A 16,616-nucleotide genomic window follows, 5' to 3' on the forward strand; every position below is an offset into this window, starting at 1 on the left:
CGGTCGGTCCGCTCCTTACCTCGCGTCGGGTCGTCGACCTGATGCGGGTCGCCTCCGAGCTCTGTCCGGGCTCACCGGCGACTGGCTGAGCGCCGTCACCACCCGCACTCCCCATCCGGCCGTGCTGGCCGGAATACGTGCCGCCACCTGACCTTCCGGCCCTGGCGGTTCCCCGCGCGCGGTCGTCGAGGCCCTCGCGTGTCCGTGTCCCGCTCCTCAGCCGATCCGGCACACCCGGACCGGTAACCCCCTCGGAGGTACGTCATGACCACCGATCCGTCACCGTCCACCCCACCGACGTCCGGGGAGTCCCGGCTCGCGTTCAACGAGGACTGGCTGGCGACCGTCCTCGGTCTGGCCCTGCTCGCGCTGGTCCTGCTCGGTGCGATCCCCGCCGGGCTGGTGCCCTGATGACCACCGATGCGACCCGTACGGGCGACGAGCCCCGTGCGGCCGACGCCACCCCCATCGACGCCGTCGCGCCCGCAACGGACAGTGGGCCGCCGACCACCGATGACCCCGCCGACCCGACCACCGCGGCGCGCGGCGGCGTCTTCTGGGCCTGGACAGCGCTCGGCCTGGTGATCGTGGTCGGCCTCGCCGCGCTCACCCGCTACCTGGAGCAGAACGTTCCCGGGTGGGCCGAGGGCACCGCCGTCGAGGACGTCGGTGCGGCGATCGAGTACCCGGTCTACGCCATTCTGCTGGGCCTGCTGGGCAACGTCGCCGTTTCGCTGCTCGGGTGGCGGGACCGGATCGCCGCGGCGTTCCGGACCGAGTTCTTCATCAAGACCGGCCTCGTGCTGCTCGGGGCCTCGATCAACCTCGCCGTCATCGCCAGTGCCGCCGGCCCGGCGATCGCCCAGGCGATTCTGCTGATCAGCGGCGTCTTCCTGTTCACCTGGTGGCTGGCCGGCCGGTTCGGCCTCGACGACAAGCTGCGCGCGCTGCTCGCGGCGGCGGTGTCGATCTGCGGGGTCAGCGCGGCGATCGCCGCAGCCGGTGCGGTCCGGGCGCGCCGGGAACAGTTGGCCTACACGGCGACCCTGGTCATCATCTTCGCGCTGCCGTCGATCTTCATCCTGCCCTGGCTGGCCGACGTGTTCGGGCTGTCCGACGCGGTGGCCGGCGCCTGGATCGGAGGCAACATCGACACCACCGCCGCGGTCACCGCCGCCGGGGCGATCGCCGGTGAGGAGGCCCTCCAGATCGCCAGCATCGTCAAGGTCACCCAGAACGCGCTGATGGGCGTGGTCGCGGTCGCGCTCACCGCGTACTTCACGCTGCGGGTGGAGCGGCGGCCCGGCGCGGAACGGCCGGGCCTGCGCGAGCTGTGGACGCGGTTTCCCAAGTTCGTCCTGGGTTTCATCGCCGCCTCGGTCATCGCCACCTGGTATCTCGACACGGCTGGTGCGGACGGCAAGGCCACCATCGCGATCGTCAACGACCTGCGCGTCTGGTTCCTGATCCTGGCGTTCGTCAGCATCGGCCTGGAGGTCCGGGTCGCGTCGTTGCGGGAGGCCGGTTGGCGGCCGGTGGCGGTGTTCGCCAGTGCCACCGTCTTCAACCTGGCGTTGGCGTTCGGCCTGGCGTCGCTGTTGTTCCGCAACTTTTCCGCCTGAACGTGCCGCACCGTGTGGAGAGGGTCAGACCGGAGGTCTGGTCTGGACCCTCTCCACACTGGGCCACTCAGGTGGTGCGTGTCACGCCTCGATCGACGCGCGGGACCGGCGGGAGATCAGCCGTGCCGTCGTACCGGCGATGACCATGACGAGGCCGGTGCCGAGGAACCACCACAGGCTGGCGGCGTCGCCACCGGTGACGGGCAGGGTCGGGCTGGCCGTGGGGGCCAGCGTGGGCTGTGTCGGGTCAGCGGTCGGGGCCGCCGTGGGCTGGGCCGGTGACGGTGTGGGCTGCGTCGGCGTGGCGGTCGGCGTCGGCGTGGGCTGCAGAGGGCGTTCGCAGCGGGCCTCGGCCAGGATGACGGTGCCGACGGGGATGTCCAGCAGCGGCCCACCCACGATGGTGCCGGTGAGCCGGATGGTGGCCTGGACGGCGATGGCCGTGGCACTGTCGGCGGTGGTTGTCTCCACGTTGGTGAGTGTGACGTTCAAGCTGGCACCCGTCAGTCCGGGGACCGTGACGGCGGCGCTGGCGGTGACGCCGGGGGTGTTCGGCAGCAGCTCGACCGGCTCGCCGAACAGTTCCAACCCGACGAAGGTGGTGTCCGCGGTCTGGGGCCCGACCCGGGGGCAGGCCACCGCTGCGGTGATCGCGTCGGCGTCGATCACCGCTGTGCCGAGTACGCCGAGTGCGAGATTGGCGATCTCGGCGTTCGCGGAGGACGCCGTGTCACCGCGAGTGGCGCTGACCTCGACCACGGTGCCGGAGGCGGTGACGCCCAGAGCGCCGGGGATGGTGATCGCCAGGGCGGTGTCGCTGTCCGTACCACCGCCTGCCGGGGCCGTCGCGGTGCCAATGACGGCGCCAGCGGTGATCACCGGAATGCCAAGCACGGACGCGGACAGGTCGACCACAACTCCCCGGGCGCTGGCGTCACCAGGTGCTGCGTAAGCCGGAGCTCCTCCGGACAGGACCATCACTCCCACGGCCGCCACCGCGATTGCTCCAGTAGCTGAGAGTTGCTGGGAAAATCTCACGTTGTCGCCTCTGATCAGTCATCCCTTCCCGACCGTCGAGAAGGCACTGTTGAGGGTATGTCCGATAAGTTATAGATTGGGCGGTAATGCAAGAAATCGGGATCTTGAGGTAGGCTCGCAAATCCTCAGGCTCGCCTCCTTTCTATGTGTTGAGCCAAAATTCCATCAATCAGTCGTACTCTTGCGGGTTGGCATCGACTGCTGCCACGATGACCGTCAATGCCTTCCGTCCCGAAGGAGTGGTCCTCATGGCGGTCTCCCGCCGCAGGTTCGTCACGTCGGTGCTGGGCGGGTCCGCCCTCGCCGCCGCCTCCACCACCGAGCTGCTCACCACCCTCGCCAGCCCCGCCGCAGCCGCCAGTCCCCCCGGGGACGTGGTCGGCAAGGTGACGGTCGGCTACCAGGGCTGGTTCAGCGCCCCCGGCGACTCCGCGCCGATCGGCGGCTGGTGGCACTGGAGCCGCGACCGGTTCCAGCCGCCCTCGCCCGCGAACACCACGATCGTGTCCTGGCCGGACATGCGCGAGTACACGCGCAGCTATCCCACCGCGTACCCCAACCTGGGCAACGGCTCACCGGCCACCCTCTTCTCCTCCTACGACCAGCAGACGGTGGACACCCACTTCCGCTGGATGCAGGAGTATGGCTGCGACACCGCCGCCCTGCAACGGTTCAACCCGACGGGCGACGAGGGGCCGACCCGCGACGCGATGACGCTGAAGGTCCGCACCGCCGCCGAGCGCTACAACCGCAAGTTCTACATCATGTACGACGTCACCGACTGGCTGAGCTTCCAGTCGGACATCAAGACCGACTGGACGACGAAGATGGCGGCGCACACCGCGTCCTCCGCGTACGCCCGGCAGAACGGCAAGCCGGTCGTCTGCATCTGGGGATTCGGCTTCAGCGAGCCCAGCCGGCCCTTCACCCCAGGCCCCTGCCTGGAGGTCATCAACTGGTTCAAGGCCCAGGGCTGCTACGTCATCGGTGGCGTGCCCACCTGGTGGCGGCAGGGCATCGAAGACTCCCGCCCCGGCTTCCTCGACGTCTACCACGCGTTCCACGCGATCTCGCCGTGGATGGTCTACCGGGCCAGGACCGTGGAGGAACTGGACTCGTACTACAACAACGTCAACGTGGGCGACATGGCCGACTGCGCGGCGCGCGGCATCGACTACCTGCCCTGCGTGATGCCCGGCGACCTCGCCGGAGGGCACCGCAAACACGGCGACTTCTACTGGCGGCACATCTACAACATGGTCCGGCTCGGCTCCCAGGGCCTCTACGTGTCCATGTACGACGAGTACAACGAGGGCAACCAGATCGCCAAGACCTCCGAGACCCAGGCCACCACCCCGGCCGGCGCGAACATCCGCGCCCTGGACGAGGACGGCGTGGCCTGCTCCGCCGACTACTACCTGCGGATCACCGGCGACGGCGGCCGGATGCTCAAGGGGCAGCTCGCGCTCACCGCGGTCCGTCCCACGCCACCGATGACCGGCACCCCGCCCCCGACCGGCGGGAACCTCGCCGCCGGCCGGTCCACCTCGGCGAGCAGCCAGGGTGGCGGGTTCCCGTCGGGCAACGCTGTCGACGCCAACGCCGGCAGCTACTGGGAGAGCGGCGGCGGCGCGTTCCCGCACTGGTGGCAGGTCGACCTCGGCGCCAGCCACCAGGTCAACAAGCTCGTGGTACGGCTGCCCGCCGGCTGGGGCGCGCGGACCCAGACCATCACCGTGCAGGGCAGCGTCGACGGCAGCTCCTTCGCCACCATCGCCGCAGCCTCCGCGTTCACCTTCGACCCGGCCACCGGCAACACCGTTACGCGCACGCTGACGACCACCACGGCCCGCTACGTCCGGCTGAGCATCGCCGGCAACACCGGCTGGCCGGCGGGCCAGCTCGCCCAGGTCGAGGTGTACGCCGGGAGCACCGTCCCGGACAACCCGCCGACCGCGCCGAGCGGCCTCACGGTGACCGGCAAGACGGCGAGCAGCGTGTCTTTGGCCTGGACGGCGTCCACTGACGACACCGGCGTGACCGGTTACCAGGTGCGCCAGGGCGGCACTGTGGTCGCCACCGTCACCGGCACCACGGCGACGGTGAGCGGGCTCAGCGCCTCCACCGCGTACACCTTCACGGTCGTCGCCCGCGACGCCGCCGGCAACACCTCCGGCGCGTCCTCGGCGGTCACCGTGACCACGGACGCCGCAGCCAACGCGGACCTCGCCCGGGGTCGACCCACGTCGGAGAGCAGCCACGTCCAGAGCTACGGGTCGGGCAACGTGGTCGACGGTGACGCGAACAGCTACTGGGAGAGCGCCAACAGTGCGTTCCCGCAGTGGGTGCAGGTCGACCTGGGTTCCTCGCGCACGGTCGGGCGGGTGGTGCTGAAGCTGCCGCCGTCGTCGGCGTGGGTCAGCCGGACGCAGACCGTCGCTGTGCAGGGCAGCACTGACGGGAGCAGCTTCGGCACGCTCGCCGGATCGGCGGGGCGGACGTTCGACCCGGCCACCGGCAACCAGGTGAGCGTCACCTTCACTGCCGGCCAGGCCCGCTACGTCCGGGTCACCGTCACCGGCAACACGGGGTGGCCGGCCGGGCAGTTGTCGGCCTTGGAGGTGTACGCGAGCTGACCGGGCGTGGGGTGGCCGCCGGACGCCGACCGGCGGTCGCCACCCCCGGCGTGCGGGCGCAAGCCGCACCTCGCCAGCCCGATCGCTCCTTCATGCCGAAGCAGTCACTCGACGAACGTGCCATCCGGATTCATGATCTGGTCTCGCACCAGCGGTACGAACGCCGACCAGGTCCCGTCATCCACGACCACCGACATGCGGATGCGCCCATCGCCGTCATCAAGGGCGTAGCTGACCAGGCTGTACCGCTCGCCGTCCTCACCGACGACCTGGCGTACATCCTTGTCGTCGAGCATCGTCCGCCACTCGCCATAGCCGAGGCGTTGCCATTCAGTCAGGCGCGCATCGGCAAGCCCTGCCGCGATCTCCTTGTTCAGCCCCACGCGCTCAGCCTTTCACCCAGACGACGGCGGCCTCGATCACGTGCCCGATGCGGAGGTCGTCGCGATTGTGAGCCTTGTCCCGATTGTTGGCATGCGCCCCAGGTGCACCCAGGCCGGACGGTCCCAACCTCTCTATCTAGGCCAGACCCCTGCCATTATAACGAGAGGAGCGGACCAGCTGTCCGGCACCTGCAATGGACTAGCCGGCTAACCCCTTCAGTAAGGCACCTAGAATGGCTGATGTAATAGCGACCACGAGTACCCACATCGCGTTTATCTCACGCAGTCGTCGTGGTTCTAATACCTCTGCAATCTCCCGGCAGTTCTTAAGATCCTCGTTATGATCAACCGCTAGCTCATCGTCTATCCACGAGCGAAAAGTTGGGAGATCCTCATCTTCACAAAGGCGCGCGAGCGCCTCTTTGGCACTCCGCTGATCCTCAGAAAATCGATATGTTAGAACGAGCACTAGAAGGTTCAACTCACGGGCCCAAGCTCCTGACCTAAAGTTTCTGAGGAACCACGCCTTCACTCCTGATCGGCGGTGAACCGCAATCAGCCGATCCACTTGACGCCGAACCTCGCTCGCCTGGTCTGCTCGACGGTCCCCGCGTGCAACTAGTCGATAGAAAAAGCTAAGCTGCTCGAAGGTTATCGTTATGAAGCTGGTCGCAGCTTCATAGGCGCTAGCAAAACGCGCCTGATCAAAGCGTACGGTCAGCCTTGGATAGCCCTCCCCTTGTCGCTTATCAACGGTCATTCCTGTCCGCTCAAACGCCTGATCGTCGTCACGAGCAGGCTGTCCGGGCTCAAATCTCAGGTCTACGTGGAATGGGCTCGGGCCGCGGCAGACAAAGTTAACGCCATCTGCAATGCCCTCCAGGCGTCCCATCTCGCGCTCGATAAAGTTTCTAACTAGCCCAACAGCAAGTGTCGCGTCATCTTCAGGCCCGGCACCATCAATGAAGACGAAGGTTGCTGGGTCGCCGCTACCATATAGAGTGAGGACTGTGAAATTTTCCCACCGAGTGCCACGCCAGTACGGGAACACCTCTTTCTGCATCCGCTCTGGGATGTTGACCCGAAAGCGAATTGCTCCGGACATGGGGTGAGGACAATAGAAAACGTCCGACCCTTCTTCGGGGTCGTCGATGGCGTAGGTACTCGGCACGTCTATCTCGACATCCCGCACGCTTGGTATAGCTTCGAGCGCCCGCCTGACCTTTTCAGGCCAAACGTTCACGATAGGCTCATCCGACGAGCGCAATTCAAAGTGGAATGACCCGATGCCCGATGCTATCCCCTGCATCGAGGCAGTCTAGGGGATCAGAGTCCTCCTCGTGGACGGGAAGAAGCTAGAAGCGCTGGAGCCTGGGGAACTTTGTTCCGCCGGTGATTGCGAAACCGGCGTAGATCGCCACAGAAGCGCACTTATCCTGCCGCTCTGTGCGCACAACCCAGCGCCCTCACTGTCACTGAGTTTGCGGGTCGGAGAATCGCGGCGGGACTGTCGGCGTGAGGGATTACTTGGGAGATTTTGTTCCCGACATACCTTCCCGCGGGACATGCTTTCCCGCTGTTGCCGATTTCTTCTGTTCTAGATCAAGGAACCGCGCTTCGCGCGGTGCGGGCGGCAAGCCTGGCCGGCGGCAAGCCGCAGCGGTCGCCTTCGGCACCGGGGGGCGGTTAGCCACCGATAGCCGCCGGGACGCCGGCCCACAGACCGCAGGGACCAGTTCCAGCAATGCTGTGACGGAAGTCGATGTGTCAGCCTGATCGCGGGGGCAGGGCTTCCGGCTGCCGCGCCAGTCCAACCCCGGGACTGGCTTGCCGCCTTTCCGAGTCGCGCCAGGAGCAACACCGCGAGGACGTGCCCGGCATTCGCGACAGCCAGCGGCACCGCGCAGGAGCCCCGCCAAGCCACCGAACGGCCGTCAGGACGGGGCGGTGCGCCGTGCGGATTCGGAGGGCTACTGACCCAGGGCTCAGGGCGACGTCAGGGCGTAAGGGGGTTCTCACGGCGTCAGACGCCGCCCAATATTGACCATGAACGACCATCGACACCCGAACATAGAACCAGCCCAGAGGCCTGATTAGGTCTTTGAGCTAGTGGGCGACGGAAGGGTCAACCTGTACGCCGGATTGTGTTCACGCAGTCTGCGACCGAGGCCGTGCTTCGTGTTCTGCTCCGCCAACGGAGGGCAGTGGGACGACCGAGCCGTCAGCAAGGTAAACCGGAGTGCGTCGGTCACGGGCGCTCATCGCCGCATGAACTCGTGTGGCGACGTTGCCGGGAAGACGCTGATCGGCCTGTCGGTGCGAGAAGAAGGCGACATCCTCCAACTCCTGTCTCGGCAGATTGACGCCATCAAGGTTAGCGACGGACCCGCAGTCGAACGTAAAGCTGATGATCGCGCGTGGCCGCTGCCCGGCGGGCGGTGCCCAGTCGACTACGAGAAGGTTGCCCACCACCACCGAGAGCCCCAACTCCTCATAGATCTCACGGGCGCAGGCATCATGTGGGTATTCGCCCTCGTCGACATAGCCACCGGGAAACGCCCAGTGGTCGCGGTACGTGGGCTTGACGAGTAGCACGTTACCGTCGGGATCGGTGATGAAGGCCGCAGCGGCGGCGTAGAAGGAAGCCAGGTTGGCGTACCAGGTGGCGGGCTCCGTCCAGGTCACCTCGGTGACGCTAGCGGACGGGCCGAGGTGGGGCTCTCGCGCTATGCGGCTGTTGGCATGCTCGCGAGGGTGTGTAGGACTTCGTTGACCTGGGGCGATGTCCGTTGCGGGCTGAGCGCTGCAACAAGTTCGCGGACGCGCTGTTGAACACGTGCCGACTGGATGCCCGCAGCGCGCTGTGCCAAATCCCGCCCCCAGTCGCAGGCGGCGTCGGTGTCTCCAGCGCGGGCATGAGTCATGGCGATGAGAGCTGTGTGCAGGGCGCGTGTCCGGGTGTTCTCGCTGGCGAGGGCGAGAGCATCGGGAGCGTGGCCAAGAGCCTGCGCGTACAGATGCAGGTCACCCAGGCACCTCAGTGCGGCTCCGGCGAGGTGGGCTGGGCTGAAGTAGCTAACCCAGCGTGGGCCGGGGTCTGCGCCTGCGCGATCGAGAGCACGCTCTGCTCTGGCGAGCGCGAGTTGGCAGGCACGTCGTTCGCCTGACTGGCCGTATGCGGTGGCGGCGGTGGCGTGCAGCCGAGCGAGCACGGTGGCTGGTGCACGCCCTGCCCCGTCGATGGCCGCTTCAGCGAGGCGCGCCGCGTCCCGGGAGTGGCCCAGGTGCACGGCCTGGGTGGCGAGGTTGGCCAGCAGGTGAGCGCCGTACAGGCGGTCATCGGCGGCCTTGGCGAACCGCAGGGCGACGGTCACGTGTTGTTGGGCGCGGGCGTGGTCGCCCGCGTCGTACGACATGAAAGCGAGTTGACCGCAGAGTGTCGCGGCTGCGCGCATGAGGTCGCGTCCCACGGCTTCGGTGTAGGTGCCGTGCATCATGAGGGTGACCTGGCGTACGAGGAAGTCGGCCATGAGCGCCCGGGTGCGCGGCGAGCCGCTGCCGTGACGTCGGTCGAGAGCGGTGAAGTGATCGGCCAGCGCGTACAGCGACTGAACGTCGGTGGGGGTGACTGTCTGTCGGCCGCTCCGGGCGACCGTCTCGTCGCGCCGGTCATACCGCCAACCGAGCGCCGCCTGTAGGGCTTTGCCGCTGTCGAACGTCCCGTTGGCTTGGTGGTTGAGGTGCTTTGCCAGCGTGGTCCAGATCTGCTCGGCGGTGTCGATCGCGCCATCGACGGAGGCGGGGTAGACCCATGTTCCGACGCTGTCGGACGCACCGAAGCCCAACTCCGTGGCGGCGACCGATCGGCCGAGCTTGCGGGCAAGTGTTTCCGCCATGGCGGCCTGGACGTGCTCGCCCGGCCGGCGACCGCGCAACCACCAGTAGACGCTGGCCGCGTCGTACCGCCAGGTGCCCTGGTCGCGGCCGGCGTGATTGAGCTGGCGAGCGAATGCGGCGTGGGCGTTGCTGTAGCCGGCGGCAAGCAACAGCTTTTCGAACGCCGCGTTCGTCACCGGTCGCGCCACGGTTTTGCCTCCAGGCATCAGTCAACTACAACTAGTGACGAGCCTATGGGTTGATTGGGTCCTATGGGGACCGGCGCAACCCCGCGCAACCCACGTCCTGAGCAGCGCAAGAGCGCGCATCGCTCGCCATCTGGTCCGCCCCCTGGCGGTGGGCTTCGCTGATCACCGGAGGCCATGGGCGACGGAGGTGGGCATGCGGGGCGACGAGCCGGCGAGCAAGGGCGAAGAGTCGGAAGCCATCGAGCGTGAGGCTGCCAAGCAGCGCCTCCTGGCCCAGGCCGAGGCGGAGCGCGTACCGGTGGAGGACACGACCCGCGCGGTCCCGGATCGGCGGTGGCGGCGTGAGCAGCGATGACCTGCCGATCGGCCGCCGGGTCGCGCGGTGGCGGGTGCGGCGCTCGATGACGCAGCAGCAACTCGCGGACCGTCTCTGTCGGTCGAAGAGTTGGGTCGACAAGGTCGAGCGGGGTGTGCGCGCCCTGGACCGGTACTCGGTGATTCAAGAGTTGGCCGAGGTGCTGCGGGTCGATCCGGAGGTGCTGCTCAGTCAGCGGTCGCGGCGAACACCGTTCGGCACTGTCGACGGGGTGGACGACATCCGGGCCGCTCTCGCCCACTACGACATCCCCCAGGCCCCAGCGCAGACGACGGAAGAGGCAAGAAGGCGGGTTGGGTACGCCTGGTTGACCTACCAGCACGCGGACTACGCGCAGTTGGCGCGGGCGTTACCGGGTCTGCTCGACGTCGTCCAGGGCGCGCGGTCACCGGAGTTGCTGGTGCAGGCGTACCGGATCACCTCGTCGCTGCTGGTCAAGCTCGGTGAGGCCGACCTCGGCTGGCTGGCAGCCGACCGGGCAATGTCCGCCGCTGGCGACGACCCGGTGCTCGCGGCGACGGCGGCCATCTCGGTAGGCCAGGCGCTCCGCGCACAAGATCGAGACCAGCTGGCCCTGACCGCGCTGCTCCCCGCCGCCAACCGCGTCCTTCCACCCTCATCCCAACGCGGTGATCAAGAGGTTAGCGGGACTTTTAAAGATCAAACTTCCCGCAAACCTCTTGATCACCGCGGTCGGGACGATCGCCGGGAGTGGGCTGTGGGTGGGACGCTGCTGGTGCAGGGGGCACTGGCCGCCGCCGGGTGCGGCGAGCATCGGCGTGCCGCCGACCTGATTGACCGGGCCGCGGGAATCGCCGCCAGCCTGAGGGGGTACGACGACCCGCACCGCACCAGCTTCGGGCCGGCGGCCCTCGACGTGGCGCGGGTGCTGCTGGCGGCCTCGCGAGGTGACGTTGCAGAGGCGGTGCGTCGACACTCGGGCGTGGTGCGGCGGGAGGGGTGGCGGCGACTGCCGGCCGAGTATCGAAGCGCGTACCTGCTCGACGTCGCACGGGCGTACCTCCGGGTGGGTGACCTGCGCGGGGCTGCGCGCGCCCTGGTCGACGCGGACCACGTCGCGCCGGCCGAGGTCCGGTGCCGGCCGTTGGCGCGTACCCTGATCGCCGAGATCGCCGAGATCGCCCGCGCGCGGCCGGCACCAGCCGGTGTGGCGCGACTGGCGACGGTCGTTGGTCTTACCCGCTGACGCCGACCGGCGGCCGTCAACCACCGGCGAACGGGCAGGTCGTCGAACCCTTTGAGTACGGCCGCTGCCCTCGTCGCCCAGTACCGGTAGGGAGCACTGTTGCCGAAGAACAAGCCGCCGTTCAGGATGACGGCGATGCTCAGGCTGGAACGCGGCACCGGGACCGCCACCGACACTCTGCGCCGTTACGCTCCGCTCGCCGACGAGATCGGCGCCGACGGCATCGACGTCGACGTGGACCGCGCGGACCTGCTGCTGTCGGGCTACCGGGTGGCCGCCAACGAGGAACGCGCCATGCACGACTTGGCGCAGGGCCTGCTGCACCGCTTCGGCTGGCGCGATCAGGACTTCAGCTACGCGAGCAACGTCCGCTACGCCGAGACCGACGTACCCCCGTCCGGTCCGCCGGCCACTCGCCTGGTGATCAACCGTGCCGACCAGTATCTGGGCTGGGAAGGCGAGACCCACGGCTGTGCCCTCACTCCCGACCGCACCCTGGACATCGGGCCGACCGAGGCCGATGTCGTCGCCCGGCTCTTCGTGACCGTTGCGGCGGCCACGATCGCCGAGAGCGTACAGGCGCTGGGACCGTGGCTGGCTCGCGTCGGGCCGGCCGCCGTCAGTGTGGACCCGGGCCGTGCGGTCCTGCTCTACCTTGCCCGCGCCGACCTGCGGACCGAGGCGGAGATGCTTGGCCTGGGCCCGGTCGAGACCGGCCGCATCGAGGGGGACGCCGATCACGTCATCGAGACCGCGACGGCCGCCGACGGCACGACCCTCTGGCTGCGGCGGGGCGACGACCCGATTTCCCCGCGCTGGCCCGGCATCTTCGAGCCCCGAGAGTTGATAATTTCCGACTCCTATCCGGACTAGCTCGGCAACGGTGGCCGGGTCCGGGCAGCTCCGTCAACTGATCGGCGAAGCCAACGGCGCTTGCGCCGGCCAATACACCCGTAATCAGGTGGACGGGCTGGCTCGGCAACGGGCAGCATCGGGTGGGTGCGCATCGCAACGGATGGGGAAGTCGTCGACATCGTCACCGCCGACGACCACTGGCAGTCCTCCTGGCATCCGCCGTCGGACGTTCCCACGGGCACTGCACATGGATCGACCGGGGTCTGCGTTGTCGATGGTCAGGTGGTCCTGGTCAGCGATGACGGCACGTACTGGCAGCTTCCGGGCGGACGCCCGGAGGCCGGCGAGGACTGGTCCGACACCCTGGCGCGTGAGGTGAGCGAAGAGGCCTGCGCGACGGTGCTCGACTGTCGATTGCTGGGCTTCAGCCGGGGGCTGTGCAGGCGCGGGCCAGAGCAGGGTCTCGTGCTCGTGCGGGCCCTGTGGCGCGCCAACGTCCGCCTGGACGCGTGGACGCCCGAGCACGAGATGGTCGAACGTCGCTTGGTCTCTCCGGAAGGCGTGTGGGACGCGTTGACTGTTCCGACTGGCTGGGAGCCGATCTACCGCCGAATCTTGGTCGAGGCAGGCATCCCGGCTGGTCGATAGCTGAGGTCCGGTGCCGGCCGTTGGCGCGTACCGTGATCGCCGAGATCGCCTGCGCGCACCCGACGCCGGCCGGCGTGGCGCGACTGGCAACGCTGGTCGGTGTTACCCGCTGACGGACGAGCGCCGGCGCATGTCCTCCGCCGGGTTGATGGTGCGCACCGGGTCGGGCACCGAACCGCGTCGCCGCCACTCGCGCGGGTAGCCGAGCGACACCTCCTCGAACCGCACCTCGTCGTAGAACGTGGTGCGGGGGATGTGCAGGTGCCCGTAGACCATCGTGGCCGCACCGAAGCGCAGGTGCCAGTCGCGGGTCCGAACGGTGCCGCACCACTGGGCGAACTCCGGGTACCACAGCACGTCGGTGGGTTCGCGCACCAGCGGATAGTGGTTGACCAGCACTGTCGGCAGGGCCCTGTCGAGTTCGGCCAACCGGCGCTCGGTCTCGGTGATCCGGGCGTCGCACCACGCCTCGCGGCTCGGGTAGGGGTCGGGGTGCAGCAGCGCCTCGTCAGTGCACACCACCCCGGCCTGGTACGCCAGGTCGAGTGACTCCTGCTTGGTGTTCGCCCCGGGCACCCGGAACGTGTAGTCGTAGAGCACGAAGAGGGGGGCGATGGTGGCCGGGCCGCCCACGCCGTCCCAGACCGGGTACGGGTCCTCCGGGGTGACCACGCCCAGCCCACGGCACAGTCGGACCAGCTCCTGGTAGCGCGCCTCGCCGCGCAGCTGCACCGGGTCGTCGGGTGGCGTCCACAACTCGTGGTTGCCCGGCGCCCAGACGACCTTCGCGAACCGGGTGCTCAGCAACTGGAGTGCCCACTCGATGTCGGCGTACCGCTCGGCCACGTCGCCGGCGACGAGCAGCCAGTCACCGTCGTGGGCCGGGCGCAGCTCCTGAACGAACGAGCGGTTCTCCGGGTGGGCGATGTGCAGGTCGCTGACGGCTCGCAGTCCGGGAGAAGGGCTCACGCTCCGAGGTTAGGCCTTCGTGGCCCGATCCGGACACCCCTGTCGCGCCGTTTCGCGACAGCGGGGACGGTCAGCAGAACCAGCCGTCCTGCACCCAGCCGCGCCGGTTGATGTGCCCGTACGCGAAGCCGTAGACGTAGCCGCCGCTGCGGGGACCCTCGACCAGGAAGGTCTGACCTTGGTAGAGAGTGCCCATCCAGGCGCCGTTGGGTTGGGTGCGGACGAACAGATCGCTCGCGCACACCGTTTCCCGTTGGCCGATCGTGCCGTTGGCGGCCTGCGCGGGGGACGGCAGGGCCACGGTGGCGGCGACGACCCCGGCGAGCAGGGCGGCGAGGGCGCGCCGTCGGGTCACCATGAGTCGTACCCGCCAATGCACTCGGCGCGCAGGTAGCCCCAGTCGTTGGGGCCGAAGTCGAACGACGCCGCCCACCCGTTGTAGACCGGGTGCGCCCCCGGCGTGTGGCCGATCTTGTTTCCGTAGGTCAAGGTGCGCTTGAGGCCGGTGGGCCCGCCGGCGGAGTCGTAGTTGGCGTAGAAACTGGCGCTCTGACAGACCACGATGGCGTGCCGGGGCACCACCGGGTCGGCGTGGGCCGGCGTGGCGCCCACTGCGGCCGTGGCCGCTCCGATGGCCAACGCGGCGACCCTCGCGCGCATTCGTCGGGGCATGCCCACCTCCCGTACGCCGAAACTTTTCTACCGGCGAGCGTACCGATTAGGTCGATAAATGTCGATGGCGATTGGGCGGGTGAGCCCCCTCCGGGGGGTGCCTTCGGTGGCCCGCATATCCGCCGACTCGGCGGGAAAGCCGCGACGTCCAACAGCCCGAAACCGGAGCAGGAGACAAACATGCCTTTCATCACCGTGGGGACGGAAAACTCCGCGCCCATCGACCTGTACTACGAGGACCACGGTTCCGGTAAGCCGGTGGTGCTGATCCACGGCTTCCCGTTCAACGGGGCGACCTGGGAGAAGGTGACCACCCAGCTGCTCAACGCCGGATACCGGACGATCACCTACGATCGGCGCGGTAACGGTAACTCCGCCCAACCGGCGTTCGGGTACGACTACAACACGTTCGCGGCGGACCTGGACGTGCTGATGACCGAGCTGAACCTGAACGAGGTGACCCTGATCGGTCACTCGATGGGCACCGGCGAGGTGGTCCGCTACCTGGGCAACTACGGCTCGCAACGGGTCAGCCGGGCCGTGCTGCTCAGCCCGCTGCAACCCATGTTGGCAAAGGCCAGCGACAACCCGGAGGGTGTCGACCGGAGCCTCTTCAAGGGTTTCCAGGACGCCATCATCAAGGACCGCTTCGCCTATCTGACGTCCTTCTGCGACGCGTTCTTCAACCCGGACCAGAACATGGGCAAGCGGGTCAGCGAGGAGGCGTACCGGGCACACTGGCAGATCGGCGCGATGGCCTCCGGTAGGGCCACCCACGACAGTGTGGACGCCTGGCAGGAAGACTTCCGCCAGGACCTGCCGAAGATCAACATTCCGGTGCTGATCGTGCAGGGCGACCAGGACCGGGTGCTGCCCTATCCGGTGACCGGCCAGCGGCTCGGGCCGATGATGCCGACCGGTCAGCTCGTCACGCTCAAGGGCGCGCCGCACGGCATTCCGTGGACCCACGCCAACGAAATCGGCAAGGCGATCATGGACTTCATGAAGCAGCCGGCCAAGGCCCGCGCCTGACCCGTACCGGTAGCCGATCGGACGCCACGACACCCGGCCCAGGGTTCGCACCGGGGCCGGGTGTCGCCGTCGGTCAGGGCCGGCGGGCCACCACCGCGCCGTTGGCGCCGGGGGCGTCGAACGGCACCGTACGCACGTCGACGAACCCGGCGTCGGTGAGCCAGGCGCTGTATTCCGCGCCCGAGTAGTTGCGCCCGCCCTCGGTCTCGACAAGCATGTTCATGCCCATCAACGCCGCCTCCGGCGGCCCGGTGCGCTCGTCGTTGAGCAGCAGCTCACACACGACGATCGCCCCACCGGGCGGCAGCGCCGCGTGGCAGCGGGCCAGCAGCGCCCGGTTCGTCGGCTCGTCCCAGTCGTGCAGGATCATGCTGAGCAGGATGACGTCGTGCCCGTCCGGCAGCGCCGGGTCGGCGAGGAAGTCCCCGGCGACCGCGTCGATCCGCCCGGTCAGACCGGCCTCCGCGATCCGCTCCCGGGCCCGTACGCAGACGTGCGGCAGGTCCAGCACGGTGGCCCGCAGGTCGGGCAGGCGGCGGCAGAACTCGATCGGGAACGCGCCAGCCCCGCCGCCCACGTCGAGCAACCGGCGGTGCGCGGAGAAGTCGTACGCGTCGGCCAACGCGCTGGCGGTGAAACTGGACGTGGAGAACATCGCGTCCCAGAACTGGGCAAGCATCTCCGGGTCGGCGGTGTCGAACATCGACTGTTGGGCCTCCGGGTCCCAGGTCAACGGTCGATCCGTGCGCAGGGCCTCGCCGATGCGGTGCCAGGGCAGGTAGGTACGCAGGTCCGAGTAGCGGACCTGCGCGCCGAAGTAGTACGGGCGACCCTCGACCAGGAACTTCTCGGCCAACTCGGAGTTGCGGTAGCCGTCGCCACCCTTCTCCAACAGGCCGAGCGAGGCACTGGCGGCCAGCAGCAGGTCCGCGGGCCGGTCGGGCAGCCCGAACTCGGCGGCGACCTCGTCGACGGTCATCGTCCGCCCGCCGGCCAACCGGGTGAACAGGCCGAGCTCGACGCCGACCGCGAGGGTCTTGAACCCCCACACACCGGCCACCAGGCGCATGAGGGGAGTGGGAGTGGTCACCAG

Annotated in this window: 17 protein-coding genes; 8 read left to right on the plus strand and 9 right to left on the minus strand. The window is 68.4% G+C overall.

Translation table 11 applies throughout. The features are described from left to right. Positions 1-264: 264 nt before the first annotated feature. Both ABZU25_RS14185 and ABZU25_RS14190 read left to right on the plus strand, forming a co-directional pair. Positions 265-411: a hypothetical protein gene (locus ABZU25_RS14185; RefSeq protein ID WP_355029743.1), complete on the plus strand. Its 147-nt coding sequence runs from the start codon at positions 265-267 to the stop codon at positions 409-411. Beyond that, positions 411-1,622 (plus strand): putative sulfate exporter family transporter, encoded by a 1,212-nt coding sequence (locus tag ABZU25_RS14190; RefSeq protein WP_355029744.1) that lies wholly within the window; start codon positions 411-413, stop codon positions 1,620-1,622. The genes ABZU25_RS14185 and ABZU25_RS14190 overlap by 1 nt, the downstream gene beginning before the upstream one ends. Positions 1,623-1,703: 81 nt before the next feature. Here the strand turns inward: ABZU25_RS14190 and ABZU25_RS14195 are convergent, their stop codons facing one another. After that, positions 1,704-2,537: a hypothetical protein gene (locus tag ABZU25_RS14195; RefSeq protein ID WP_355029745.1), complete on the minus strand. Its 834-nt coding sequence runs from the start codon at positions 2,535-2,537 to the stop codon at positions 1,704-1,706. 371 nt (positions 2,538-2,908) lie between these two features. Here ABZU25_RS14195 and ABZU25_RS14200 point away from each other — a divergent pair, with 371 nt between their 5' ends. Then, a complete protein-coding gene (locus tag ABZU25_RS14200) occupies positions 2,909-5,296 on the plus strand; it encodes a discoidin domain-containing protein (RefSeq protein WP_355029746.1) in 2,388 nt (795 codons plus the stop codon). A 104-nt stretch (positions 5,297-5,400) separates the two neighbouring features. On the opposite strand, the gene ABZU25_RS14205 is transcribed toward ABZU25_RS14200, so the two are convergent. The 4 genes from ABZU25_RS14205 to ABZU25_RS14220 all read right to left on the minus strand — a co-directional run bounded on the left by ABZU25_RS14205 (position 5,401) and on the right by ABZU25_RS14220 (position 9,764). Further along, positions 5,401-5,679 (minus strand): hypothetical protein, encoded by a 279-nt coding sequence (locus ABZU25_RS14205; protein WP_355029747.1) that lies wholly within the window; start codon positions 5,677-5,679, stop codon positions 5,401-5,403. A 199-nt stretch (positions 5,680-5,878) separates the two neighbouring features. Then, positions 5,879-6,988 carry a hypothetical protein gene (locus tag ABZU25_RS14210; protein ID WP_355029748.1) on the minus strand — a complete coding sequence of 370 codons (1,110 nt, stop codon included), beginning with the start codon at positions 6,986-6,988 and terminating at the stop codon, positions 5,879-5,881. A gap of 839 nt (positions 6,989-7,827) precedes the next feature. Then, positions 7,828-8,364 carry an NUDIX hydrolase gene (locus ABZU25_RS14215; protein ID WP_355029749.1) on the minus strand — a complete coding sequence of 179 codons (537 nt, stop codon included), beginning with the start codon at positions 8,362-8,364 and terminating at the stop codon, positions 7,828-7,830. A 41-nt stretch (positions 8,365-8,405) separates the two neighbouring features. After that, entirely contained in the window at positions 8,406-9,764 is a 1,359-nt protein-coding gene (locus tag ABZU25_RS14220) for a hypothetical protein (protein ID WP_355029750.1), read from the minus strand. A gap of 193 nt (positions 9,765-9,957) precedes the next feature. On the opposite strand from ABZU25_RS14220, the gene ABZU25_RS14225 reads away from it, so the two are divergent. The 4 genes from ABZU25_RS14225 (at position 9,958) to ABZU25_RS14240 (ending at position 12,850) form a co-directional block, all read left to right on the plus strand. Then, entirely contained in the window at positions 9,958-10,119 is a 162-nt protein-coding gene (locus ABZU25_RS14225; protein ID WP_355029751.1) for a hypothetical protein, read from the plus strand. Next, positions 10,106-11,347: a helix-turn-helix transcriptional regulator gene (locus tag ABZU25_RS14230; protein WP_355029752.1), complete on the plus strand. Its 1,242-nt coding sequence runs from the start codon at positions 10,106-10,108 to the stop codon at positions 11,345-11,347. The genes ABZU25_RS14225 and ABZU25_RS14230 overlap by 14 nt, the downstream gene beginning before the upstream one ends. A 99-nt stretch (positions 11,348-11,446) precedes the next feature. Then, entirely contained in the window at positions 11,447-12,220 is a 774-nt protein-coding gene (locus tag ABZU25_RS14235) for a hypothetical protein (RefSeq protein ID WP_355029753.1), read from the plus strand. Between the two features lie 126 nt (positions 12,221-12,346). Then, the gene (locus tag ABZU25_RS14240; RefSeq protein WP_355029754.1) at positions 12,347-12,850 is read left to right on the plus strand and encodes an NUDIX domain-containing protein; all 504 of its coding nucleotides are present in this window, start codon (positions 12,347-12,349) and stop codon (positions 12,848-12,850) included. 102 nt (positions 12,851-12,952) lie between these two features. Here the strand turns inward: ABZU25_RS14240 and ABZU25_RS14245 are convergent, their stop codons facing one another. The 3 genes from ABZU25_RS14245 to ABZU25_RS14255 form a co-directional block, all read right to left on the minus strand. After that, positions 12,953-13,819: a metallophosphoesterase gene (locus ABZU25_RS14245; protein WP_355029755.1), complete on the minus strand. Its 867-nt coding sequence runs from the start codon at positions 13,817-13,819 to the stop codon at positions 12,953-12,955. Positions 13,820-13,889: 70 nt separating this feature from the next. Next, positions 13,890-14,177, minus strand: a complete 288-nt coding sequence (locus ABZU25_RS14250) for a hypothetical protein (protein ID WP_355029756.1) — start codon at positions 14,175-14,177, stop codon at positions 13,890-13,892. Beyond that, positions 14,171-14,491, minus strand: a complete 321-nt coding sequence (locus ABZU25_RS14255; RefSeq protein WP_355029757.1) for a hypothetical protein — start codon at positions 14,489-14,491, stop codon at positions 14,171-14,173. The genes ABZU25_RS14250 and ABZU25_RS14255 overlap by 7 nt, the downstream gene beginning before the upstream one ends. A gap of 180 nt (positions 14,492-14,671) precedes the next feature. Between ABZU25_RS14255 and ABZU25_RS14260 the strand changes: the two genes are divergently transcribed. Next, positions 14,672-15,523 (plus strand): alpha/beta hydrolase, encoded by an 852-nt coding sequence (locus ABZU25_RS14260; protein WP_355029758.1) that lies wholly within the window; start codon positions 14,672-14,674, stop codon positions 15,521-15,523. Between the two features lie 73 nt (positions 15,524-15,596). Here the strand turns inward: ABZU25_RS14260 and ABZU25_RS14265 are convergent, their stop codons facing one another. Next, a complete protein-coding gene (locus ABZU25_RS14265) occupies positions 15,597-16,613 on the minus strand; it encodes a methyltransferase (RefSeq protein ID WP_355029759.1) in 1,017 nt (338 codons plus the stop codon). Positions 16,614-16,616: the final 3 nt, after the last annotated feature.

This window comes from Micromonospora sp. NPDC005215, from assembly GCF_040607915.1.
Lineage (GTDB): Bacteria > Actinomycetota > Actinomycetes > Mycobacteriales > Micromonosporaceae > Micromonospora.